Origin of the sequence: Plantibacter sp. VKM Ac-2876 (genome assembly GCF_015350715.1) — a bacterium.
GTDB classification, from domain to species: domain Bacteria; phylum Actinomycetota; class Actinomycetes; order Actinomycetales; family Microbacteriaceae; genus Plantibacter; species Plantibacter auratus.
The window spans coordinates 461,302-484,320 of record NZ_JADKSI010000002.1 but is presented as its reverse complement, the minus strand read 5'-3'; the positions used below and the strand labels follow the sequence as shown (position 1 = coordinate 484,320).

General features: G+C 68.8%; 19 protein-coding genes and 2 pseudogenes. 5 read left to right on the top strand and 16 right to left on the bottom strand.

Translation table 11 applies throughout. The annotated features are described in order from the left end of the window. Window positions 1-60: 60 nt before the first annotated feature. From ITJ62_RS08620 to ITJ62_RS08610, 3 genes and pseudogenes are all read right to left on the bottom strand, one after another. A pseudogene (locus ITJ62_RS08620) lies at window positions 61-1,027 on the bottom strand (formylglycine-generating enzyme family protein). A gap of 4 nt (window positions 1,028-1,031) precedes the next feature. After that, window positions 1,032-1,178 (bottom strand): hypothetical protein, encoded by a 147-nt coding sequence (locus ITJ62_RS08615; RefSeq protein WP_194601014.1) that lies wholly within the window; start codon window positions 1,176-1,178, stop codon window positions 1,032-1,034. Window positions 1,179-1,415: 237 nt separating this feature from the next. Then, the gene (locus ITJ62_RS08610; protein WP_194601011.1) at window positions 1,416-2,399 is read right to left on the bottom strand and encodes an aldo/keto reductase; all 984 of its coding nucleotides are present in this window, start codon (window positions 2,397-2,399) and stop codon (window positions 1,416-1,418) included. A gap of 88 nt (window positions 2,400-2,487) precedes the next feature. Between ITJ62_RS08610 and ITJ62_RS08605 the strand changes: the two genes are divergently transcribed. Then, window positions 2,488-2,901, top strand: coding sequence for a MerR family transcriptional regulator (locus ITJ62_RS08605; protein ID WP_194601008.1), 414 nt, complete (start codon window positions 2,488-2,490; stop codon window positions 2,899-2,901). 368 nt (window positions 2,902-3,269) lie between these two features. Here ITJ62_RS08605 and ITJ62_RS08600 read toward each other — a convergent pair whose 3' ends face one another. The 4 genes and pseudogenes from ITJ62_RS08600 to ITJ62_RS08585 all read right to left on the bottom strand — a co-directional run bounded on the left by ITJ62_RS08600 (window position 3,270) and on the right by ITJ62_RS08585 (window position 8,036). Beyond that, on the bottom strand, window positions 3,270-3,515 hold the full coding sequence (locus ITJ62_RS08600; RefSeq protein ID WP_194601005.1) for a hypothetical protein: 246 nt from the start codon (window positions 3,513-3,515) through the stop codon (window positions 3,270-3,272). A gap of 849 nt (window positions 3,516-4,364) precedes the next feature. Further along, window positions 4,365-5,619, bottom strand: a pseudogene (locus ITJ62_RS19305) (MFS transporter). After that, entirely contained in the window at window positions 5,616-7,271 is a 1,656-nt protein-coding gene (locus tag ITJ62_RS08590; RefSeq protein WP_194601002.1) for an ABC-F family ATP-binding cassette domain-containing protein, read from the bottom strand. Before ITJ62_RS08590 ends, ITJ62_RS19305 begins: the two are co-directional and overlap by 4 nt. 216 nt (window positions 7,272-7,487) lie before the next feature. After that, on the bottom strand, window positions 7,488-8,036 hold the full coding sequence (locus ITJ62_RS08585) for a TetR/AcrR family transcriptional regulator (protein WP_194600999.1): 549 nt from the start codon (window positions 8,034-8,036) through the stop codon (window positions 7,488-7,490). 59 nt (window positions 8,037-8,095) lie between these two features. Here ITJ62_RS08585 and ITJ62_RS08580 point away from each other — a divergent pair, with 59 nt between their 5' ends. Beyond that, on the top strand, window positions 8,096-8,926 hold the full coding sequence (locus ITJ62_RS08580) for an SDR family NAD(P)-dependent oxidoreductase (RefSeq protein ID WP_228498127.1): 831 nt from the start codon (window positions 8,096-8,098) through the stop codon (window positions 8,924-8,926). A gap of 80 nt (window positions 8,927-9,006) precedes the next feature. On the opposite strand, the gene ITJ62_RS08575 is transcribed toward ITJ62_RS08580, so the two are convergent. Then, window positions 9,007-10,746, bottom strand: a complete 1,740-nt coding sequence (locus tag ITJ62_RS08575; protein ID WP_194600996.1) for a PHP domain-containing protein — start codon at window positions 10,744-10,746, stop codon at window positions 9,007-9,009. 178 nt (window positions 10,747-10,924) lie between these two features. On the opposite strand from ITJ62_RS08575, the gene ITJ62_RS08570 reads away from it, so the two are divergent. Further along, entirely contained in the window at window positions 10,925-11,656 is a 732-nt protein-coding gene (locus ITJ62_RS08570; RefSeq protein WP_194600993.1) for a hypothetical protein, read from the top strand. 35 nt (window positions 11,657-11,691) lie between these two features. On the opposite strand, the gene ITJ62_RS08565 is transcribed toward ITJ62_RS08570, so the two are convergent. From ITJ62_RS08565 to ITJ62_RS08545, 5 genes are all read right to left on the bottom strand, one after another. After that, complete coding sequence (locus ITJ62_RS08565) at window positions 11,692-13,593, bottom strand: ABC transporter ATP-binding protein (RefSeq protein ID WP_194600990.1); 1,902 nt, start codon at window positions 13,591-13,593, stop codon at window positions 11,692-11,694. Window positions 13,594-13,722: 129 nt separating this feature from the next. Continuing rightward, a complete protein-coding gene (locus ITJ62_RS08560) occupies window positions 13,723-13,947 on the bottom strand; it encodes a hypothetical protein (protein WP_079705792.1) in 225 nt (74 codons plus the stop codon). Window positions 13,948-14,056: 109 nt separating this feature from the next. Then, window positions 14,057-15,109 carry a FecCD family ABC transporter permease gene (locus tag ITJ62_RS08555; RefSeq protein ID WP_370581872.1) on the bottom strand — a complete coding sequence of 351 codons (1,053 nt, stop codon included), beginning with the start codon at window positions 15,107-15,109 and terminating at the stop codon, window positions 14,057-14,059. Next, window positions 15,106-16,113 carry an iron chelate uptake ABC transporter family permease subunit gene (locus ITJ62_RS08550; RefSeq protein WP_194600987.1) on the bottom strand — a complete coding sequence of 336 codons (1,008 nt, stop codon included), beginning with the start codon at window positions 16,111-16,113 and terminating at the stop codon, window positions 15,106-15,108. Before ITJ62_RS08550 ends, ITJ62_RS08555 begins: the two co-directional genes overlap by 4 nt. 7 nt (window positions 16,114-16,120) lie before the next feature. Further along, window positions 16,121-17,188 carry an ABC transporter substrate-binding protein gene (locus ITJ62_RS08545; RefSeq protein WP_194600984.1) on the bottom strand — a complete coding sequence of 356 codons (1,068 nt, stop codon included), beginning with the start codon at window positions 17,186-17,188 and terminating at the stop codon, window positions 16,121-16,123. A gap of 111 nt (window positions 17,189-17,299) precedes the next feature. On the opposite strand from ITJ62_RS08545, the gene ITJ62_RS08540 reads away from it, so the two are divergent. Then, window positions 17,300-18,118, top strand: a complete 819-nt coding sequence (locus ITJ62_RS08540) for an AraC family transcriptional regulator (protein WP_194600980.1) — start codon at window positions 17,300-17,302, stop codon at window positions 18,116-18,118. Between the two features lie 92 nt (window positions 18,119-18,210). After that, window positions 18,211-18,537 carry a hypothetical protein gene (locus tag ITJ62_RS08535; RefSeq protein ID WP_194600977.1) on the top strand — a complete coding sequence of 109 codons (327 nt, stop codon included), beginning with the start codon at window positions 18,211-18,213 and terminating at the stop codon, window positions 18,535-18,537. 39 nt (window positions 18,538-18,576) lie between these two features. Here ITJ62_RS08535 and ITJ62_RS08530 read toward each other — a convergent pair whose 3' ends face one another. From ITJ62_RS08530 to ITJ62_RS08520, 3 genes are all read right to left on the bottom strand, one after another. Then, the gene (locus tag ITJ62_RS08530; protein ID WP_194600974.1) at window positions 18,577-20,022 is read right to left on the bottom strand and encodes a PepSY-associated TM helix domain-containing protein; all 1,446 of its coding nucleotides are present in this window, start codon (window positions 20,020-20,022) and stop codon (window positions 18,577-18,579) included. After that, on the bottom strand, window positions 20,019-22,094 hold the full coding sequence (locus ITJ62_RS08525) for a cytochrome c oxidase assembly protein (RefSeq protein WP_370581871.1): 2,076 nt from the start codon (window positions 22,092-22,094) through the stop codon (window positions 20,019-20,021). The genes ITJ62_RS08530 and ITJ62_RS08525 overlap by 4 nt, the downstream gene beginning before the upstream one ends. A gap of 244 nt (window positions 22,095-22,338) precedes the next feature. Further along, entirely contained in the window at window positions 22,339-22,956 is a 618-nt protein-coding gene (locus ITJ62_RS08520) for a hypothetical protein (RefSeq protein WP_194600972.1), read from the bottom strand. Window positions 22,957-23,019: the final 63 nt, after the last annotated feature.

The window sequence follows — 23,019 nt, the reverse complement described above, 5'->3', positions numbered from 1 at the left end:
TCACGAAGCCCCTCACCATGAGGGTGAACCTCCAGGCGGGTGTCCTGGTCAGCAAGCGTTTCATGGGTGCCCTACAGGATCACCGAGCTCTTGTCCGAAGTTGTCCGACGTACGCGCCCCTTCGACCGTTCGTGCGCATCGGAAGCCAATGTGCGTTTTTGCAGTGTCCTCGGTCTGAGGGGAGCGGGCAGCTGGCCTATACCGTCGACAGTATTCGGGTGCACACAGGTGCGAGCCGCCTTTGAGTACCCGCCGCGAACTGTTCGATCCGATCTCAACGCTGCTGGTGGCGACCAGTGTCTTCCGTCCTTCTCCCGAGACGAAGTCTTCCGATTCCGGAGGAAGGTGGCGTGCCGTGTAGAAGTCGGTGGTCAACTCCCAGACGTTGCCGATCATGTCGAGGAGGCCGTGATCGTTCGGGGGAAAGGTGCCGACGGGAGACGTACCGACCCAACCACGCGCACCTGCGTTGAGAGACGGGAATCTCCCGTTCCAGTGATTCGCCAGGAGGCTCTCGACATCCGGATCATCGCCCCAGGCGTACGGTGCACCGACGAGTCCGCCCCGGGAGGCGTACTCTCATTCCGTCTCTGTGGGCAGACGCTTTCCTGCCCAGGCCGCATACCGGGAGGCGTCCTCGAACGCGACTTGCACGACGGGGTGTGCTTCCCGGCCGCTGATCTCCGACGACGGGCCCTCGGGACGGCGCCACGATGCTCCCGGAACCCACGTCCACCATTGAGACCAGTCGGTCAGATCGACCGGCAGGCGTGCTTCGGAACACCATGGCGCCCGGAAGCAGGCCCTGAGGATCCACGCCGGGAAAGTCGAGCGGGTCGAGCGTTCGCTCCGCCACGGTCACGTATCCGGTGGCGTCGACGAACGCCGCGAACTGGTCGTTCGTGACCGGAGCTCTGTCGAGGTCGAACTCACCGACGTTCCGCACACAGACGGGTGACTCGTCGCCGTAGAACTCGGTCGATCCCATTGAGAACGATCCCGCCGGGATCCGGAGCATCGTCTCCATCTGGCTAGTCGGCCACGATGTCGACGACGACCTTGTGGAGCAGGCCGGTGAAGCGGAATGGCACGTCGTAGTCTCGGACGACGGGCGTGCCTCCTGCCGCGGCGTACGTACCGCCGCATAGAGCACGGTCACCCCAGGATTCCGCGCCCATGGTCGCCAGGCCCGACGACGGACCATGTCTCGCAACTCTGCACCTTTCCGAGACCCACAGAGTGAGTCAGATGGGTCACCTCATCGGGCAGGTTCACCGGGCGGGGCAAGCGGGACGCTCGGCGCCGGCGGAAGAGTGGCGTCGAGATCCGCAGTCGGATCTCCGTACGAGGACCGGCTATCGGTCACCGAAACAACCCGCGACACCTGGTCGGTGCCGCAGGGATGTGCGTATGGGTCAGCCGCGGTCTCGCGCCATCCCCGCCTCGGTATTGCGGGTGCCGACGGCAACACCGTGCGGTGAGGCCGTCTCGATCCGTTCGAGGTCGCTGGCGGTGAGCACAACGTCCGCGGCGGCGACGTTCTCCTCGACCCGGGACGCCTTCGTGGTTCCGGGAATCGGGACGACGCCAGCTTGGATGAGCCACGCGAGTGCGAGCTGCGCGGTGGTGACGCCCTTCTCGTCGGCGATGACCCCGAGCGCGTCGACGACGCGCAGGTTCGCGTCGATGGCCTCGTCTGAGAACCGGGGAAGGTTCCGGCGGGCGTCACCCTCGGGCAGGTCGTCTTTCCGGGTGAGGGTGCCGGAGAGGAAGCCGCGGCCGAGCGGGGAAAACGGTACGAACCCGATGCCGAGCTCCGAGGCGGTTTCGAGGACGCCATTGTGCTCGGCGTCACGTTCGAAGAGGCTGTACTCGGACTGGATCGCGGTGATCGGGAACGTCGTGTGCGCTCGTCGAAGGGTTTCTGCTGAGGTTTCTGAGACGCCGATGTATCGAGCCTTGCCTGCGGTGACGGCTTCGCTCATCGCTCCGATGGTGTCCTCGATCGGCACGTTCGGGTCGGCGCGGTGCAGGTACCATAGGTCGACGTGGTCGGTACCGAGGTGGCCGAGCGACCGGTCGATCGCGCGGCGGGCGTGCTCCGGGGACCCGTCAAGGCCGATCGGGGTGCCGTCGTCGGTGAAGTCTGTGGCGAACTTCGACGCGACGACGACCCGGTCCCGGTCGGCACCGAGAGCTCGCCCGAGCAGCTGCTCGTTCTCGAACGGCCCGTACGCCTCTGCCGTGTCGAACAAAGTGATCCCGAGGTCGAGTGCGCGGCGGATGGTCTCGACGGAGCCGGCTTCGGTGGCGCCGCCGTAGAAGGCGCTCATCCCCATGCACCCGAGTCCGAGCGCTGATGTGACGAGGCCGTGGGAGCCGAGAGGAATCTGCTGCATGTGCGTTCTCCGTTCACCGCCGGGTCGACCCGGACGACCTAACTCTCGACCCTGGTGCGCACACCATGTCAAGTGGCAGACTCAGGGCATGCTGCTTCCCGAGGTCCACGTCGACGAGCCTGTCACGATCAGCGTCGCCGCTGAGCTACTCGGCATCACGGTCGACACGATCCGCTACTACGAGAAGGAAGGCATCGCACCCGCGCCCGGCCGTGGTCCGGACGGGTGGCGTCGGTACGACACGGCTGCGCTGAGTTGGCTCGCCGGAACGGTGATGCTCCGCGGTACGGGGATGAGCGTCCAGGAGATGCGCGAGTACGCGGCCGCGTACCGGGCCGGCGCTGACGATGCCGAACGACTGGCCCTCCTCGAAGAGCACCACGCGGCCGTCCTCGAGCGACAGGCCGAGGTTCAGCGGCACCTGGCCGCGCTGGAACGCAAGATCGCCGCGTACCGCCAGGCCATTGCCACGACGAGTTCCGGCGCGCAGCTCGAGGTCTGACGACGCTGACGGCACACGTATCTGGCCCCATGCACAACGGGTCTAGAGACGGCCCGGGATGTGCTGAGAGCTACGCTGGGCGCGACAGGCCCCCCCGCCTGTCGCAGGTTCCTGGTCACACGCCCCCGCGTGTTGGCCAGGAGCCGTTCTCAGCGCTACGGACACCCGCTGGGTAGCCTTCGGTGGCTTGGTCCCCGGTATTGGTGCGCGGTAGCAACAGCTCCTTGCGCCCCGTGTGTGGCAGGCCTACTATCGCTCCCGACCGGGGCAGTGTTGCCAGTACGGATTCGGGTTCCGCGTGTGCCGCTGCTCTGGTTTTCGGGGCGGCACGTTCGGGCGTGCCGCCCCGCCGCCTGTCCGCTCCAGCGTTATGCGAGCGTGCCGGGGTCGACGGTCGCTTCTCGGGTCAGGGAAGCGATCCACTGTGTGGTCGCGGCCGGGAAGTAGTAGCCGTCTGGCCAGCTCGTCACCCAGGAGGAACCGGAGGTGAGGTGCCCGCCGACGCTGAGGATTTCTGCTCGTGCGTCCGCGGGCACGAGGAGCCCGTTGTGCTCGATCAGGTACTGCCGGGTGGTGGGTTTGAGTTTCGGCCACCACCGTTCGATGTGCATCATTGCTCCGCTCGTGTTGCCCAGAATCACCGGCGCTGGTGAAACAGATGACCCGCCGCTCAACGCTGAAGGGCGGGCCACTTGGTTCAGGCGCGGAGACTCTTGCCCCGCTGTCTCTCCGGACCCTAGCCATCCGATGCAGGCTCTCGTCGGGTGATGACCTGTTCGGAGCCTAGACCCAGCGAACACGCGCCGTCCGATCAGATTTGCGAGCGTCCACAGAAGTCCCGAAGGCGCATGCGGAGACAGTGCGGAGATTCTGCCGTCATATGGAGCTTGCCGTGGCTCGCTCCGCTGAACGTCGACGAGATGCGTGCCGGTGGAAATCCGAGGACATCGCAGTCGTGCACGAGCTAGGCAATGGATGCATCGGTACCTCGGGGCGGGCACTTGGTAGTTGCTATCGGGCGGTGCGGTCAGCTTGTGTGCGGTTCGTCTGGTCTGGTTCGAGTGCTCCGGGTGCAGTCTGGTCGGCACCGTCCGCTCGTGAGCTTGATGAGGATCGTGTGGGTCGGGATGTGGCCGGTGTTCTGTCCAGAATGGCGCTGGGTGGGAAGCCGCATCGCCTGACCAGCGGCGAAGGGGACATCGAAAGTGCGCGCATCGGCCGAGTGCTGCCGTGAGAAGTCGCTGAAGGTGACAGTGGGCGCCTCACGCGATCACGGCTCGTCACCGAGGCGTCGCCTCACTCTGCAATGCGAGTGCCTAACGGGGCCTCTGGGCGAGCACTGAAGCCCGGAAACACGGGGAACCGTCCGACACGGGAGTATTTACACCCTGGATGTCGTCGGTTCGATCCCGGCAGGGCCCACCAGAGGAAGCTCCGGCAGCAGCAGAACCATCCGCCCACCGTCAGGCGTCGAGCGGTAGCTGTCGTTCGGTGCTGCGCATCCGTCCCGCGGTGGGTGCCACGAGGGCCAGTGCGGGCGGTACGACTCCCGCGACGACGAAGATCGTTTCCGCGGGGACGATCAGCGACAGCGGACCTGCGATCGCAATCGAGACGGGCATGAATGCGATCGAAACGCTTGCGACTCGACCGACCATGTTCCGCGGGACGAGGCGTTGCAGCAAGATGCCCCAGATGACGACGCCCGACCCGGTTGCTCCGCCGACGACGAACAGTGCTGCCAACATCAGCGCCAGGTTGTCGGTCAAGCCCAGCAGGACGAGGGGGAGTGTTCCGCCGCCCCAGCAGAGGATCATGAACGTCAGGTAGCGGCGCAGCAGTCTCAACGAGGAGACAACAAGCGAGCCGACCGCCCCGCCGATTCCGAACGCTGCCAGGAGCATCCCGAACGTCGCTCCCGCGTCGTCGAATCGGTCGCGGGTGAGGAATGGCAGGAGCACTTCGATCGGCCCCTGGATGATGAGCGCGAGCGATGATCCGAAGAAGAGCGTCCAGCGCAGCCACCGAGTACGGGAGACGTAGCGGACGCCCGCGCGCAGGTCGTCCCACGCGTTCGTCTTCTCGGCAGGCGTCGCGGGGTCGGCTGTCTCGTGGCGTCGGCTGAGGAAGAGCACGATGACGAATGCGACCGTGTAGGACGCAGTCACGATCACCGCGCCGATCGCGGGGAAGAACGCGCCGACGATGATCCCGCCGAGCGCAGGCCCGAGGCCTTGCCCCAGCGAGGGGCGCAGCGCTCCTTCGAGGCCGTTCGCGGCGAGGAGCTGCTCGGGGAGGGAGCACTTGGGGGAGATAGGCGCTGTACGCGGGGTAGAAGAACGCACTGCCGGCGCCCATCGCGAACGAGGCGACCCCGACGTGCCACAGCTCGATCGTCCCGGCGAGGGACAGGGCTGCCACCGCGGCCATGACCACGGCAGTGCATCCCTGCACGGTGATGATGATGCGCCGTTTCGAGAACCGGTCGGCGACGACCCCGCCGAGGATGGAGAACGAGAACAGGCCGAGGCTCATCCCCATGGCGACAGCGGACAACGCCAGTGGACTGTCGTCGAGGGAAATCACCTGGAACACCATGACGATGGTCCACATGCCGGTGCCGAAGACCTCGATACCGACGGCTGCGAACAACAGTCGGTAGTCGCGGTTGGCGAGGGGGCGCAGCGCGCGATGGGCGGCAGGATTCTTCTTGCTCATGCCTGTGCCTCACCCTCGGTCATCGCGTGAAGGCGCAGCGGCGGCCAGTCGTCGACGTCGCGGAGGAGCTGCCGGTCATGGGTGGAGATCACCACGGCTGCTTGCGTCGCTCTGAGGGCGTCGGTGAGTTCGTCGACGAGCGCGATCGACAGGTGGTTGGTGGGCTCATCCAGCAACAGGACGTGGGGTTTCGCCGCGAGCACCAACGCCAGGTCGAGTCGGCGTTGCTGTCCCATCGACAGTTCGCCGATGCGTTTGCTCGACTCCCGGCCGCGGAGGAGTCCGAGCTGCGAGAGCCCGATCGCTTCGGAGGCGTTGAGGATCCCAGCAACCTCCAGTGCATCGGCGTGCTCGGCGAAGACCTCGCTCGCCCGCCGATGCAGCGGCAGAGCCGTCTCCTGTCGAAGGAAGCCGAGACGGACGCTCTGTGGCATCCGCGCTGAACCGGTGTCGGGGCGCAGCTCGCCGGCGAGCACGGCGAGCAGGGTCGACTTGCCGGCCCCGTTCAGGCCGGTCACAACGAGGCGGCCGCGGTGCGAGAGTGAGAACGACACCTCTTGCGCGAATCGGCCGGCGACGCTGACGCGCTCCGCACTCAGCAGGGCCGCGCCGGTCCTGGTCGGCAGATCGGGGAACCGGAAGTGCAGGGGCGGTTCCGGCACGGTCACGGCGTGCGCTTCGAGCTGTTCCTGTCGGCGGTGGACGCTCTGCACGAGCCCGCCCGCACGGGTCGCGCGACCGTGCTTGTTCGTGCCCTTCTCCGGTCGCCACCCGGAGACAAGGCGGTTCTGCGCGGAGGTGAGGCTGTTCTGCAGGCGAGCCTGCTCGGCTCGTTGCCGGTCGTACTCCTGTTCCCACCGTTCCCGCTCGGCCGTCCGACCCTCGCGATACCCGGCGTACCCGTTGCCGTACACCCGTGCTCGACCGTCAGGCGTGGGGTCGAGGTCGACGATGGTCTCTGCCACGTCTGAGAGCAGCGCGCGATCGTGCGTGACGACGACAACCCCGCCGGCACGGGCTCGGAGCTGCGAGCTCAGAAACTCGAGGCCGGATCGGTCGAGGTGGTTCGTCGGCTCGTCGAGCAGCAGGAGGTCATCATCTGCGCCGAGCAGGCACGCCAGGCGCACCCGATACCGCTGCCCCACAGAGAGGTCACCGAGCAGCTTGGCCGGATCGGTTTCAGCGTCGAGGGCGTCCAGTGCTCTTCGCACCCGCCGTTCGGCGTCCCAGGCATCGAGCCCTTCGGCATGCTTCAACGCGGCCGCGTAACGCTCATCAGTGCCGGCCCCGCCGGCCGAGAGCGCACGGGCGGCCTCGTCGAGGGACGCCAGAGCTGCAAGAGGTTCGGAGATCGCTTCCGCGATGGTCTGGCCCACGGTGCGGTCATCCTCTGCGGACATGTCCTGTACTGCGACCGCGAGCGTTCCGGTGCGGTACACCGTGCCGGCGTCAGGAATCAGTGTGCCGTCGAGCACATGGAGCAGTGTGGACTTCCCGCGCCCGTTCTCCCCGACGACAGCGATGCGGGAGGAAGCGGTGACGGTGAGGTCGACGTGGTTCAGGACACGTGTCGTGCCGCGCATCACGGAGACGTCAGAAGCGATGAGTTGGGCGCGCTGGCGCGCCGGTAGTCGGTTGGTCGGGATGAGCATTCGAATCCTTCGAGACGACGCACCGATGTCGCCGCAAGCGGCGGGGAGGGTGCGCAGATGACGGCGACCCGCGAGGGGTCGGGAACGAGCGGCCGCCGCAGGCTCGGATGACTCAACGAGCGCGGTGGGCCTCACTCAACCGTCAGAGGAAGTACAAATGCACCCTTCGATCGTACGGGCCGCCGCAGCGTCCCGCAAACGAAGGCCGGACGCTCGCTACGGCTCACAGCTCCGTATGATGCGCCCCACGTGGGCGCTGACCCATTCCGAATCGAACGGCCGAGTGCGAAGCAACCAGCGGTAGAAGATCGGTCCGACGAACAGCTCCGCAACGTCGCCTGGCGCAGGCACCCCGGCCTCATCGAGCCGAGCGGAGATCGCGCTCAATTGAGGCTCCAGCAGCAGCTCTCGGTACTGCGCGGCGAGAGCTGCATCCGATTGCAGGTCGGCCGTGACGGTGCGCAGCAAAGCCTCCTCGACCGGGTCGGTCAGCTCCGCGATCATCCCCGTAGCCATCGTGAGGAGGTCGCGCGCCAGATCGCCAGAGTTCGGCACCAAGACGCGACCGGTCTCGTCGGCGCTGCGCGCCAGGAGCGCATCGAACAGGACTGCCCCGGTCGACGGCCACGACCGATAGACGGTCTGCTTGCTGACGCCCGCCCGCGCAGCAATTCCCTCCATCGTGAGCGCCCCGGTCGCGCTCTCGTCGAGCGCCAGCGACAACGTGGCAGCATGTACCTTCACACGGGTTCGATCGCGAGCCATGTCCATACGATACCCGAGCAAACGAGACGGAACGTCCAGTTTGGCGGTACGCTGGGGATATGAGTTCACCGCAGACCTGGATGATCACCGGAGCCAATCGCGGCCTGGGTCGCGCCCTCGTCGACGCCGCCCTGGAAGCCGGACACGTCGTCGTTGCAACCGTCAGAGGAGAGCGTGCGCTACCCGAACGCGATCGCCTGACGGTGCTGAACCTCGACGTGCGGGATCGCTCGGCGGCACAGGCCACAGTGCTGCGTGCGGTCGACGAGCTCGGAAGCATCGATGTGCTCGTGAACAACGCCGGCTACGGACTCGTCGGCGCGATCGAAGAGGCGACCGAGGAGGACGCGCGCGCGATCATCGACACCAATCTGCTGGGCCCCGTCTGGCTGAGCCAGGCCGTCATCCCCATCATGCGTCGCCAAGGAACCGGCCATATCGTCCAGATCTCCAGCGTGGGCGCGGTCGGAACGATGCCGATGCTCGGGCTCTACAACTCCACCAAGTGGGGTCTGGAAGCGTTCAGCGAGGCGATGGCCGCTGAGGTCGAGCGGTTCGGCATCCGCGTATCTCTGATCGAGCCGGGAGCCCTCGCAACGGATTGGGCGGGTGGCAGCATGCGATTCAGCTCGCCGCTAGACGACTACGACGCGCAGCGGAGCGAGTTGTTCGGGACAGCCATGGTCCCCTGGCCATCTCAGGACGAACCAGCAGGCGGAACAGCGCCACGCGATGCCGCGGCAGTGATTCTTGAGCGGGTAGCCGCAGCCGACGATCGCCGCCTTCGGGTGCTCATCGGTGACGACGCACCTCTGCAGGTTCGGCAGGCGCTCGATCTGCGCCTGGAGGATTACGCCCGCGATCCGCGCTACGAAGCCGCCGCCCGATAGGGAAGGCGGTCTCAACTGGTCAACGCGCCGCCCAGGATCGATCTGGTGGTTCGTGTCTGCACGAAGGATCAGCGTGGGGCTCAGGTCACGCTGATGAAGATCGGATTCGTGTACAGCCAGGTGTCGGCCCAGGGGTCGGCTGGGGAGACCGGGTACGGCTGGGGTGCCCGCGGGTCGACCTCGGCGCCGAGCGGACCGACCCCGTGCACCTGGCCATCGCTGCCGCGAAGGCGGACGTAGCCGTCCTCAGTGGCAGGCTCGAGCGGCACCACGACACGGAACGGGGAGTCGCTGCGGTCGGCGACGTCGAGCATCTCGACGACTCGTGTGCCGGGTGCGCGCTGTTCGTCACGGTCGGCGACGGGCCCGGTGACGCGCCCTCGGATCAGGTCGAGGTGCGCGAGTCTCGGCGTCGTGCCCCGCGAGGTGGGCGTCGTCGTGGGCGTGACGTCGACCACGAGCTCGAGGGCGGTGCCGCTTGCGACGGTGAGGGTCCCGCCCAAGGTGGCGACGGTCTCCGGCTGGTCGGTGGCGCGGAGCACGACGGAGAGTCCGGCGACGAGGTGCCCGTGGTCGACCCAGACTCGGCCGGCGCGGATCGCGTCGAGCAGGGAGGCGGACGACCGGTCGACGGCCCCGACGTGCGTCCGACTGAACTCGCCCGGCCAGAAGTCGGCGCCGTTCTGGGGCGTGTCCGTGGCGATCGGGTCGGGCCGACGGCCGGCGCGGTTGAAGTTCGCGAGCGTCGCCCCGGCCTCCCAGCCCGGCCCGGTCGGGAAATCGCCCACGCGGGTCGCGTCGGACTCCTTGAGGTGCAGATCGCTGTTCGTGGTGATCCACCAGCGCCGTCCCTCGCTCAGCAGCGAGTCCCACACGCCGCCGACGACGGCCGTCGTCCAGTCGAAGCCGCCGTGCGTCAGATAGGCCTCAGCAGGGTAGCCGGGGAACGAGAACTCGCTGGGGGCGTTCTCGTACTCGCCACGCCGTGAGCGTTCGGTCGCGTTCGCGGCGATCGCTCCGGCCTGGGCGCCGGGAGCGCCCTCCATGCCGACGAACACCTCGGGGTCGGCGTCCTGCCAGGCACGGAGCTCACTGGGCGAGTCGATGCCGAGGCGGCTCGGGTGGTTCGCCAGGACGATCACGTCGTCGATGACGCCTGCACGCTTCTGGGCGCCGAGCCAGGCGATCCCGTCGGTCGCGTGCACGAGCCACTCGGCGGCGTCTTCGGTGCCAGGGCGCGGTTTTTCCCATCCGTTGAGCTTGCCGTCGTGGTCGAGCTCGAAGCGGCGCAGCACGAGGGTCGTCTGGGGCCCGGGCGCGATCAGAACGGTCGCGTGCTCGGCTCCCGGGATATACCACTCGAGCCCCTGCAGCACGAGCATGTCGGGCCGCGCCGCCCGCGCGGTGTCGATCTCGCGTGCCGCGTTGAACACCCCGCCGACGTTGGCATGACCCTTGTTGCTGTGCTCGGTGAAGGCGATCGCGTCGACCGCGAAGCGCTGCGCCTGGTCGAGGATCGTCGTCATCGGGTACTTGGCGTCGTGCGAGTAGACCGAGTGCACGTGGTGGTCGAACACCAGCCAGGAGAGCGCGTCCGGGTCGACGACTGCCGACGCTGACGGCAGCAACGCGGCCTGGGCGGGCGCCGCGCTCCCGAGCCCCTGAGCGGTCGCTCCCACGGCGACCGTTGCCGCGACGGAAGCCCCCAGGAAGGACCGGCGGGAGAGGCCGGGACGGCCCGATGCGCCCCGCTCCTCCTCGGGCACGGAGGATGCGCCACCGGTTGGCGCGGGCTGCTCGGGGCGAGGATCGAAGGGCATGGCATCACTTTCATCGGACGGACGCGCCGATCGTAGGCAGCGGAGGTGAACCTCGGCCCAACGGCCGGTGCCGTGGGTGACGCCCGGCGTTCACGACCCATTCATCTGCATCGGCGAGAGTCCTGGCGTCGCCGGGTATCCCCGTCCCGGAGGCCCACCGCACCCACCAAAGGTCCCGATGTCTGCCACTGTCCCCGTCATCCGCCGTTCTCCGTTCCGTGCCGCAGGGCGCGCCCTGCTCGTCACGGCAGCGCTCAGCGCCAGCGCGGTCCTCTGCCTCGCCGGCGCCGGTGCTGCCGTCGCCGCCTCGGCCCCGGCACCGCTCACGCTGCGCGACACCGCCGGCGCCGCGGTCACGTCAGGTGACGCGCGCGCCGTCCCGTCGTTCGGCTCCGCGGTGCTCGCCGCGGGCTGCCCAGCCGATGCGGACGACGCCGCCCGACTCTCCGTGACGGCGGGAGGGATCACCGTCGTCACGTCTCCGACCGTCACGGTGGCCGCCGGGCAGCCGGTCGAGGTGCCGATGGCCATCTCGTTCCAGGAGGTCGTGGACGGCGGCGTCGAACAGGGCGACGCGACCCTCGCGCTCGAGTGCCTCGTCCTCGAGTCGGGCATCCCGTCGTCGGTGGTCACGGCGGCGACCCTGCCCGTCACGTTCGCTGCGGGAACCTGGTCGGTGCCCGGCGCCCAAGTCGAGCCGGTCCCTCCGACGGCGACTCCGACCGCTGGCCCGCCCTCGGGAGGTCCTGGAGCAGGGGCGATCGCGTCGCCGAGCCCGTCGGCCGCAGCACGACCCTCCGCTGACGGAGACCTGGCGCTGACGGGCTGGCAGCTCGGCGGAGCCGGCGTCGTCGCTGCCGGCCTGCTCGCGGGCGGCGCCGCCCTGCTCCTGCGCAGGCGTCTCCGGTAACCCATCGGCCCGGGGGCGTGACGGGGCGACCGCGGTCAGGTCCCGCTCGGTGTCTCCTCATCCGCTGCCAGGTTCTTCTGGACGGCGAACTGTGTCCGGTGCAACTCTTCGTACCGCCCGCCGGCAGCCAGCAGCTCCTCGTGCGTGCCCCGCTCCACGATCGAGCCCTCCTCGACCACGAGGATGAGGTCCGCGCTGCGGATGGTCGAAAGCCGGTGCGCGATGACCATCGCCGTCCGGCCCTCGAGCGCCTCACTGAGCGCCGCCTGCACGGCGGCCTCCGAGGTCGAGTCCAGTGCCGCTGTCGCCTCATCGAGGATGACGACGCGCGGCTGAGCGAGGAGCAGTCGCGCGATCGTCATCCGTTGGCGTTCACCACCGGAGAGTCGGTAGCCACGCTCGCCCACCATGGTGTCCAGCTGGTCCGGCAGGGACCGGATGAGCGGCTCGAGCCGCGCGCGGCGGACGGCGTCCCACACCTCGTCCTCCGACGCCTCCGGCCGTGCGAGACGCAGATTGGAGCGGATGGTCTCATGGAACAGGTGGCCATCCTGGGTCACCATGCCCAGGGTGTGTCGCATGGAGGCGAAGGCGACATCGCGGACGTCCGTCCCCGCGAGACGCACGGCGCCCTCGTCGACGTCGTACAGCCGCGACAGCAGCTGCGCGATCGTGGACTTACCCGCTCCTGACGAGCCGACGAGGGCGACGGTCTGCCCCGGTTCGATCCGGAAGGAGACGCCGTGCAGCACCTCCTCGCCGCCGCGGGTGTCCAGCGTCGAGACCTCTTCCAGAGAGGCGAGGGACACCTTGTCCGCGGACGGGTAAGCGAAGTGGACGTCGTCGAACTCGACGGACACCGGACCATCGGCGACGGTGACGGCGTCGGGCTTCTCCTGGATGAGCGGTTCGAGGTCGAGCACCTCGAAGACGCGCTCGAAGCTGACCACCGCGCTCATGATCTCCACCCGAGCGTTCGCGAGGCCGGTCAGCGGCGCGTAGAGGCGGGTGAGCAGGAGCGCCAGGGTGACCACCTCACCGGTGTCCAGTTGCCCGGCGAGTGCGAGGGAACCGCCGAGGCCGTACACGAGGGCGAGCGCAAGGGCGGAGACGAGCATCAGTGCGGTGAAGAAGACGAACTGCAGCATCGCCGTCCGGACGCCGATGTCGCGGACGCGGGCGGCACGGACGCGGAACTCCTCGGCCTCCTGATCCGGTCGACCGAACAGCTTGACGAGCGTGGCACCGGGCGCTGAGAAGCGCTCGGTCATCTGCGTGCTCATGGCCGAGTTGTGGTCGGCGGCTTCGCGACGCAGCGCGGCGAGGCGGCTACCCATGCGGCGCGCGGGTACCAGGAAGATGGGCAGCATCACCACGGCGAGGACCGTCACGAGCCAGGACGTGCTGAGCATGACGATCAGCGTGAGGATCAAGGCCACGAGGTTCGTGATCACGCCGGACAGCGTGCCGCTGAAGGCCTGCTGCGCGCCGATCACGTCGTTGTTGAGGCGGCTGACGAGCGCGCCCGTCCGGGTGCGGGTGAAGAACGCGATCGGCATCTGCTGCACGTGGTTGAAGACGGCGGTGCGGAGGTCCAGGATCACGCCTTCGCCGATCCGCGCCGAATACCAGCGCGTCACGAGCGACACGGCGGCGTCCGCCACGGCCACGAGGGCGATGACGACGGCGAGACGGACGATCGTGGACACCTCGCCCCGGGCGACAATCACGTCGACCACTTGGCCGGCGAGCACCGGCGTCGCGACCGCGAGGAATGCTCCCACGACGGAGAGGGCGATGAAGACCAACAGCTTGGCCCGGTAGGGCACCGCGAACGTCATGATGCGCCGCACGGACTCACGGGAGATGCCGTGCTTGCCGTCCTTGGCGGTCGAGATCTTGTACAGCGAGCTCCAGGCCGCGCTTTCCATGCTCATTGCGATTCCTCACGCCCCGCTGCGTATGAGCACGTCCCTGACCCCGGTCACGACCCGGGTGGCGACGCGAACGCAGACCTGCGAGAGCGTATCAGCCTCGCCGTTCCCGACCTGAACGCTCTGGAGGCGTCAGCGTTCGGCGCGCAGGGCCGTCCACATCACGACGAAGGCGGCGGCGATGCCGAGCACGCTTCCGGCGAGCCCGACGATCATGGCGGGATGGCCGGTGTCGGCGAGGCCGATCGAGCAGGCGACCACTCCGACGCCGGACGCCATCAGCGCGACGAAGCTGAAGGCGGCGAGGATGAAGCGCTTCGTGGTTCGAGTGGGATCGGGGGCGGGAGGGAGCGACATCGTGCCTCGTTTCCGCCGTCGCGTGGGCTGCGTCGGCTCTTCGGCATCAGGCTAGAGGGCCGCCGATCGATGTGGTGAGGGGGTATCCCCGGTCCTCACGACAGAACGGTCACGAGCGTCTGCGGATCTCGTGAACGAGGAGCCAGACGAGGTAGCCGCCACCCACGATCACGGTGACGACCCCCACCGGCAGCGACGTCGGCAACAGGTGCTGCGCGACGATGTCGGATGCCAGCAGCACGAGGGCCCCGAGCAGGGCGGACGGCACCAGTGCGATGCCGGCGGTGCGGGCGATCCGCTGCGCGATCTGCGGGGCGGCGAGGGCGACGAACGCGATGGGTCCGGCAGCGCCCGTGACGACAGCCGTGAGCGCGACGGCGCACGCCACGAGACCGAGCCGCGAACGTTCGACCCGCGATCCGAGGGCCTTCGCCGCGTCGTCGCCGAGCTCGAGCTGTCGGAGTGATCCGCCGAGCGGACCGAGGGCGATGGCGATGGCGATGATCACGACAGCGGCGGGGAGGAGCTGCGCCCAACCGACGCTGTTCAGCGAGCCGGCACCCCAGACCGTGGCGAGCATCGCGACTTCGAGTCTCGCCCGCAGCACGAGGTAGGAGCTGAGCGCTTCGAGCATGGCGGAGACACCGATGCCCACGACGATGAGACGGAAGCCCTGGACGCCTCGACGGTAGCTGAGGAGGTAGACCAGCGCTGTGGCGATCAGCCCGCCGCCGATGGCACCACCCGCGACGGCGGCCGACCCGGCCCCCGCACCGATCACGATGATCACGATGAGACCGCCCGCGTACGATCCCGCGGTGAGCCCGATGATGTCGGGGCTCGCGAGTGGGTTGCGGGTGAGGGACTGGAAGATCGCGCCGGAGAGTCCGAGGGCCCCTCCGAAGAGCAGCGCGGCGAGGACCCGTGGCAGGCGCCACTCGAGCACCACCGTCTGCACCAGACCGCCTGGCCCTCCGAGGAACGCCGACGCCACCTCGTCGACCGACAGTGGCAGGTCGCCGAGACACAACGCGAGCAGCGCCAGGGTGAAGAGGACCGCGCAGAACACGCCGCACACGACGATCGTGCGCAGCCGGACGCGGACGGAGAGGGATCGCCGACGCCACACGACCATGCGCGGTCCCGTCTCGACCCCGGTCACAGTGCGCTCGCCTTCGCGCGCCGCACGAGGTGAATCAACACGGGCGCACCGATGAACGCGGTGACGATTCCGACCGGGACGTCACTCGGCCAGAGGATCACGCGACCGATCACGTCGGAGGTGAGCAGCACGGCTGGCGCGATCAGGATCGAGTACGCAACGATCCACCGCTGGTCGGGACCGACGATCCAGCGCGCGATGTGCGGCACCATGAGACCCACGAAGCCGACCGGCCCGGCGATCGCGGTCGCCGCACCCGCCAGCAGGGTGATCGCGACGATGGCGAGCACGCGGGTGCTCACGAGGCGCGTGCCGAGCGAGGAGGCGAGATCGTCGCCCAGCGCGAGGGCGTTCAGCGATCGAGCACTGAACAGTGCGATGACAACGCCCGCGACGACGAAGGGGAGTGCGGGGAGGATGACGTCGAAGCCGCGCTCCACGAAGGTTCCGGCGTTCCACCCGCGGAGCTGCCTGAAGGTGACCGGATCGAGGAGCATCATCGCGGTCGTGATGCCGCTGAGCACCGCAGCGAGGGCGACGCCGGCGAGGGTCAGCCGGACGGGATCCGCGCCACCGCGTCCTGCCGAGCCGATCACGTAGACGAGTGCCGTCACGACCAGGGCTCCCAGGAACGCGAACGGCAGATACTGCACGGGCGTGCGAGCGCCGAGCAGGACACCGATCGCGACGAAGAGCGCCGCGCCCGCGTCGACACCGAGGATGCCCGGATCACCGAGGGGATTTCGGGTGAGGCCCTGGATGAGTGCTCCCGAGACGCCGAGCCCGACACCGACGACGAGTCCGGCCACGGTGCGGGGGATCCGCAGATCGAGGACGACCAGATCGGTGACGGAGCCATCGGGCCTCGTGAGTGCCCGCCAGACGTCGGTCGGGCCCACGGGGTGGGACCCCACGAGGACGCTGAGCAGGATCGCGGTCGCGAGTGCCGCGACCGCGATCCCGAGCCCCAGCGAACGGCGCCCGCGAGGGGTGCGCGAGGTCACCGACGGGTCAGCCGTCGACGCTCTGCGGAGCTGTGCCGGCGACGGCGTCCACCAGGCGCGGCACCAGCTGCTCGAGGACGTACTTCTGGCTGAGTGGGGTGAGGAAGTAGATCGCACCGGCGAGCTCGCCGTCGGTGAAGACCGCGTGTCCGCCGGTCACGGCGTCGAGACTCGAGGTGGTGCCGAAGCCCAGCACCTCCTGGACGGCATCCGTGGACTCCGTCGCGAAGACGATGACGTCCGCGTCGATGACGCCGATGTTCTCGGCGGCTATCTGCGCCTGTCCGCCCTCGCTCGGGACGTACTGCTGCAACCCGGGCGTGATCGTGAACCCGAGATCCGTCAAGAAGTCGGTGTTGAGGCCGTCGGGGTAGACCCACAGGTTGCCATCCCACGGCCCACCCTGCGAGAAGGTCGCCGTGAGGCCCGCGAACTCCGGGTGCGCTGCCGCCGCCGCGGCGTAGGCCTCGTCGACGCCCGTGATCAGCGCTTCGCCCTCCGCCGAGCGCCCCACGGCCTGGGCGACCATCCTGGTCTGGTCCCGCCAATCCGCGAAGTAGAGTCCCGCGCCCTCCTCGTTGGTCACGGTCGGCGCGATCTCCGCGAGCTTCCCGTAGTTCTCCTCGGTCATGCCGGCGTTCGTCCCGATGATCAGGTCCGGCCGCAGCGACGCGATCTTCTCGTACTCGAACCCGTCGGTCGTGCGGAGGACGGTCGGCTCGGCATCGCCCAGGAGATCCGTCGCCCACGGCCACACCGCATACGGCTGCTCGCCGTACCATTCCGTCGTCGCGATCGGTGTGACACCGAGCTCGAGGAGGATGTCCTGCTCGGTCAGGCCGACCACGACGATCCGCTGCGGCTCCGAGGGGATGACCGTCTCGCCGTACTCGTGCTCGATCGTCACCGGGAACGAGTCGCTCGGCTCGGTCGTGTAGTTCGGGTTCTCGGCGGTGGTCGACGCGGCGCTCGAGCATGCGGAGAGCGCGACGCCGACGAGGGCGAGCGCGCTCACCGCGGCAAGCAGGCGAGCGGTCCTCGCGCTCGGGGCGCGGTGGTGCTTCGGGACGATCATGGGGTCCTTCATCGGTTCGGCTGGCGGGATGACGACAGTCAGGTTAGCCTTGCCTAATCGCTTCGCGCTATCGCGCTGAGTGGACAGAACTTGTCGAATGGAGACAGCTGGATGTCTGGTCGTGATCACTCGGACGGCGGGATCAGGCTCCTCGGCCCACTGGATGACCCCGAAGCGACATCGGGGGAGTTCCGGGTTTCCCGATCGCGGGTCGACGCGACGACACGGTTCGACGAGCACTCGCACCGCGAGGACCAACTCGCGTGGATGAACTCCGGCGCGATGGAGGTGTCGGTCCTCGGCGATCGCCGCCGACTGCGGCGAGAGCATCTCGCCTGGATCCCCGCGGGGATGGTGCACGAGATGAGCTTCGGCGAGCCCGGAGAGCTCATCAGCGTCTACGCCGACCCGGTGCTCCGCCCTCACGGCGGACGCTGGAACGGCGCACGGACCGTCCGGGTCGACGAGCTGTCGGGAGCTCTGCTGGCGCACCTGCTCGACGCCGACCCGACCGGGCGCCGGCGATGGCGATGCTGGTCGCTGCTGATCGATCTGCTCTCGGCCGCGGCTCGCGACGATGAGGCGTTGGCCATGCCCCGTGAACCGCGCGCGCGTGCCATCGCGTCGGCCCTGATGGCCGACCCCGCCGACCCGCGCGGGCTCGACGACTGGGCCTCGGCGGCGGGTGTCAGCTCGAAGACGATCGGCCGGGCGTTCGTGGAAGGCACGGGGTGCACCTTCCGTGAGTGGCGGGTCCGCGTGCGCCTGCATGCTGCCGCGGGCATGCTCGCACGGGGTGCCGCCGTACAGGACGTCGCACCAGCGGTCGGCTACGAGTCGGTGAGCAGCTTCATCGGGGCGTTCCGCACCCGGTTCTCCGTGACCCCCGCCGTCTACGCCGCGAGGAGCCGGTCGGCGGAGGTCATCTGATCCGAAGACGGGTGCGGCTTCAGGCGCTCTGAGCAGACCGACCGTCTCCGTCGGTCTGGCCGGCGCCTCGGCTTCCGCTCTAGGGTGGCCGTATGGCCCTCCCGCAAGAACGACAGGCGACCACCCGGTGGAGCGTGATCCTCCGGGTGATCGCCGGTATCGTCGGCGCCGCGGCCGCGATCGTCTTCCTGCTGGCGATCTGGATGGTGGTGTCGAGCCGGTTCGGCTGGGACGATCGCGACGTCCACGGCTACAGCCTGCTTTTCGGAACCCCGATTGCACTCTTCGCCGGGCTGGTCATGGCAGTCTCCTTACCGCTGGCGGTGCCGCCGGCGCACCGGAGCCGTACGCGGGCCGTGTCCCTCGGAGTGCTTGCGGCGACCGTCGTGCTGCTCGTCATCGCGGTCGTCACCGCCTGAATCCGCCCAGCGCGACCTCTCCTCATCGCTCCTCAGCGATCAACCGGTCTCGGCCGATCGTAGGCGGGCTCGGAGTCCGAGCAGGACGTCGACCACGACGAAGGCGGCGAGGCTCAGGCCGAGGAGCGGCAGGAGTGTGCCGATACCGGCCGCGACGACGAGGACCGCGGCGACGCCCCACCAGGGTGCACGGCCGAGCGCTCCGCGTGCCGGGGCCCGGCCGACGATCCGTCCAGGCTCGCGGGTCGGTCGTCGCTGCCACCACATGACGTAGCCCCAGACGACCATGGCGACGATCCCGGACGCGAGGGCGAAGAGGAGCAGCTGGTTCGGGAGGCCGAACATGGAGCCCATGTGGGTGTCGACGCCCCATCGGGTGAGCTTCGCGGCGAGGGGGAAGTCCGCGAAGTCGACCCGATCGGTGACCTGCATCGTCCGTCCGTCGATCGCGACCGCGTCGACTTCGGTCGGGAAACTGCGCTGGATCTCCTGCACCACCCACGCCGTTCCCGCGGTGGCCGGTGGCGTGATCTCGACGAGGCCCGTGTTGATGTTGACCTCTCGGGCGACGGAGAGCACGGCGTCGAATGTCGCAGGGTTCGCCGTCACCGTCTCGGGATCGGATGTGGGAGCCGCGGCGCCTCCATGGCCGGCGTGCTCATCGGCCGGCGTGGACTCACCGCTGAGGTCGGTGGTGACGGATGGGGTGGACCAGTCGAAGGCGGCGCGGATGGTTCCGACGTTGCCGCCCCCGTATTGGGACCAGGTGATGCCGGTGGCGGAGAGGAACAGTGCGCCGACGAGGAGCCAGATGCCGGTGGAGGTGTGCCAGGAGAGGATGCGCCGGTACCCCTTGGTTCGGTTGTTCGGGCGAACGAAGTCCCGCTTGGTGTGGGCCGTGCGGATGCGGGCGATCCAGAGGCCGAGGCCGACGAGGGCGACGACACCGAGCCAGGAGGCGGCGAGTTCGCTGTAGAGGCGTCCGACCTCGCCGAGGTGCAGGTTGCGGTGCAGCTGGTCGATCCAGGTGCGCAGCGGTAGGGCTCCGCTGGTGCCGTAGGCGGTGAGGTCGCCGCGGATCTGCGCCGTGGCGGGGTCGACGAACACGGCGCGGGTCTCGCTCTCGCCGAGCCCGTCACCGGTGTACATGACGCGCGTGGTGTCGCCGGGGTTCGGTGCGGGGCGCACGGCGACGACGGTGTCCTGGTCCTTCGTGTACGCGTTCGCAGCTTCGATCTGGTCTGCGAGCGGCAGATACTCGTCGGCTACCGGCGCGTGGAGCTGCTCGGCGTACACGAGCTGCTCGAGTTGCGGGGTCAGGGCGTAGAGCGCGCCGCTGGTCGCCGCGACGAGGATGAACGGTCCGACGAAGATCGCGGTGATGAAGTGGAGGCGGAGCAGCAACTGCGGGAACCAGCCGCGGCTGCGGTCCGGTTTCTGGGGAGGTCCATCGGCGTGGAGATGGGCCGGTGCGTGTGTGGTCACGGGTGGTCCTTTCGAGGGGCCTGGTCGTGGTCGTTGATGCGTGCGAGGCGGGCGTTGTAGTCGGTGAGTTCCGCGTCCCCGTCGCGCTCTGCTCGGCGGTCGTAGCGTTTCGCGGCACGTTCGTCGCTCCGTACCCACTGCGAGACGACGATCAGGGCGACGAGGACGGCCGGGATCTCGCCGACGCTCCAAGCGATACCGCCGCCGACCGCTTGATCGGCGAGGAGCGATGCGGTGTTCGTGTAGCCGAGCGCGGTCCACCACCCCTCCGCGAGCACGGTGGCGCTGGACATGATCGCGAGTCCGAAGAAGGCGTGGAAGGCGAGGGTCGCGAGCAGCAGGATGATCCGGAACGGGTAGGCCGGGCGGTTCGGACCCGGGTCGATGCCGATGAGGACCCAGAAGAACAGGTATCCGGTGGCGAGGAAGTGCACCGTCATCAGGATGTGACCCTGGTGGGCGAGCATCGCCCATTCGAACCAACCGGTGTAGTAGAACACCACCAGACTCCCGGCGAAGAGCACTCCTGCGACGGCCGGCTTCGACAGCAGCCGCAGGTACCGCGAGTGCACGACGGCGAGGATCCACTCCCGGAGGCCTCGGCCTCCGTCGGTGCGACTGGGCAGGGTTCTCAGTACGAGGAGGATCGGGCCGCCCAGGACGAGCAGCGGCGGCACGATCATCATGAGCGCCATGTGCTGCAGCATGTGCGTGCTGAAGTGGATCTGCCCGTAGACGGCGAGGCCACCGTTGGTCGCGTACAACAGCGCCGCGCAGCCGGCCAGCCAAGCGATCAGGCGGACCACGGGCCAGGCGTCGCCGCGGCGCCGGAGCGTACGGAACGCCCACAGGTACCAGGCCGCACCGACCACGGCGAGGCCGGCCCACATCCAGTCGACGTGCCACTCGGTGAACATCCGCAGTGGCGTCACCTCCGGCGGGTAGGCGAACCCGAGGAGCCGGCGGCGGACGTCGTCGGCGACCGGTTCCTGCGACACCGGCGGTTGGCTGCGCGACAACGCGACCGAGACGCCCATCGTGACCGCCATGACGACGACCTCGACGACCGCGAGCCGGATGAACGTCGACCGCTTCCCTGGTTCGGCCTGCAGGCGGGGGATGAGCCGGAGCCGGTGCCACACGCCGGCGAGTCCGAGCAGCACGAGGGCGACGGTCTTCGCGACCAGGAGCAGCCCGTAGGGGGTGAGGAGGTCCATCAGGCCCGCGAGTCGCAGTGAGGCGTTCACGACGCCCGAGAAGGCCACCGCACCGAACGCCCAACCGGCGAGCACCGAGTAGCGTGCGACGACCGCGCCGATCTGATCGCCGACCTTCCGACGGAGCAGGATCACGGCCACGAGACCGCCGACCCAGGCGGTGACGCCGATGAGGTGGATCGCGAGCGAATTGACCGCGTTGCCGTGCTCGTCGGAGCCTGCCGCGTGACCCGACAGGGACAGCGGAAGCAGCGCGAAGACGGCGATCGCGTTCGCGGCCGCGATCCACGCCAGACGTCTGGCGAGGAGCACGATGCAGAACACCACCAGCACGCACGCGAGCGAGAGCACCAGGGTCTGCCCCAGCTCCAGCTCCGTCGCGTAGAACAGGAAGGTCTTCGCGAACGTCGGTGAGGACACCGGCACGCCGATGGAGTTCGCCGCGGTGAACACCAGCACCGCGATTCCCGCCGCGAGCCAGACGGAGGCCGCCCAGGCCGCCCAGCGGATCGCCTTCGACTGCGAGAACGAGACGACACCCGGGAGGATCCGCTGCCCTGGCAGCAGGAAGGTCGCAGCGATGAGCAGGCCGATCGTGACCGACGCGGCCGCATCGTGGACGACCCTCGCGACCGGCAGACCGCGAGTGACGATCACCCCCGGATCCGACAGCAGCGTGCCGGTCGTGAACGCACCGGTGAACTGCAGCGCGGAGAGCGCCACGCCGACCGCCACCGGCAACGCGGCCAGCATGACGGCTTCAGGTGCACGGATCGGCACGAGGACGGGCGACGGGCCTCGCTGACTACTCGGATCGGCTTCGGGCGCGTTCGACGGAATGGTTGTTTCTGCCACGGGAGGTGGCTCCTTCCCCGCGGGCTCGAGTGGACGAACCCTGCGGCACAGCTCACCCGGCGAGCCCGCGATCGCGCCCGAAGGGGCGCCGGGCAGGACCGAGCGGCGGAAATGGTGGCACTCCGCCGGTGCGCGGCGCATCGGGACGACCAAGGTTGGAGCGTCGTCGTCGAGGAAGCGTCCTACGCGCACGCAGCGGTGACCATCGACCGAGCGCGCAGCTCAGTGAGGTCGTGCCGTGATCTCAGAGGAAGGACAGCGCCGGAGGCCCGCGCAAGGCGGTCGTCTCCGGATACACACCGAGCGGGCGCCGGATCGGCACGCAATGCTGCGGCAACACCCGCGCGGGCAGCACCGGCGACGCCAGGGCCGCGAGGACCGCGGGCACCAGCCGTGCGAGGACGAACTCCCTGATGGCTCCGGCCGTCGACAGCAGTGTCTCGGCTCGATGGAGCGCGGCGATGGTCACGAGGCCGGCGACGAGGTGTGCGAACCACATGCCGGCACCGCCGTGCACGTCGTGCATCATCGGCATCGACGACGTGTCGAGGATCACCGGTGATCCGTGGGAGAGATGTCCGCTCGGCGTCGCCGTCGAGGTGGTTCCCTGCGCGGTGCCGAGGACGAAGAGCGTGTGGAACAGGACCTGACTCACCGCGACGGAGACGGACAGACGGACGATCGACAGCCGTCTGCCCGCGAGCAGGACGCAGACGACGGTCGAGAACACGAGTGGCACGACGAGGCCGAGTGCTCCGGGCATGGTGCCGCCGCCGGCGACGTGCGAGAGGAGTGCGACGAAGGTCGAGAACGCCGCGGCGACCACACCACGAAGGGTGCGGGTCGAGCGGGCGGACGACATGTGCCCATTCTTGCAGACCGTCATCACCGTCATGAGGCCGCGCCGTGCCGCCAGCGTGCCGCG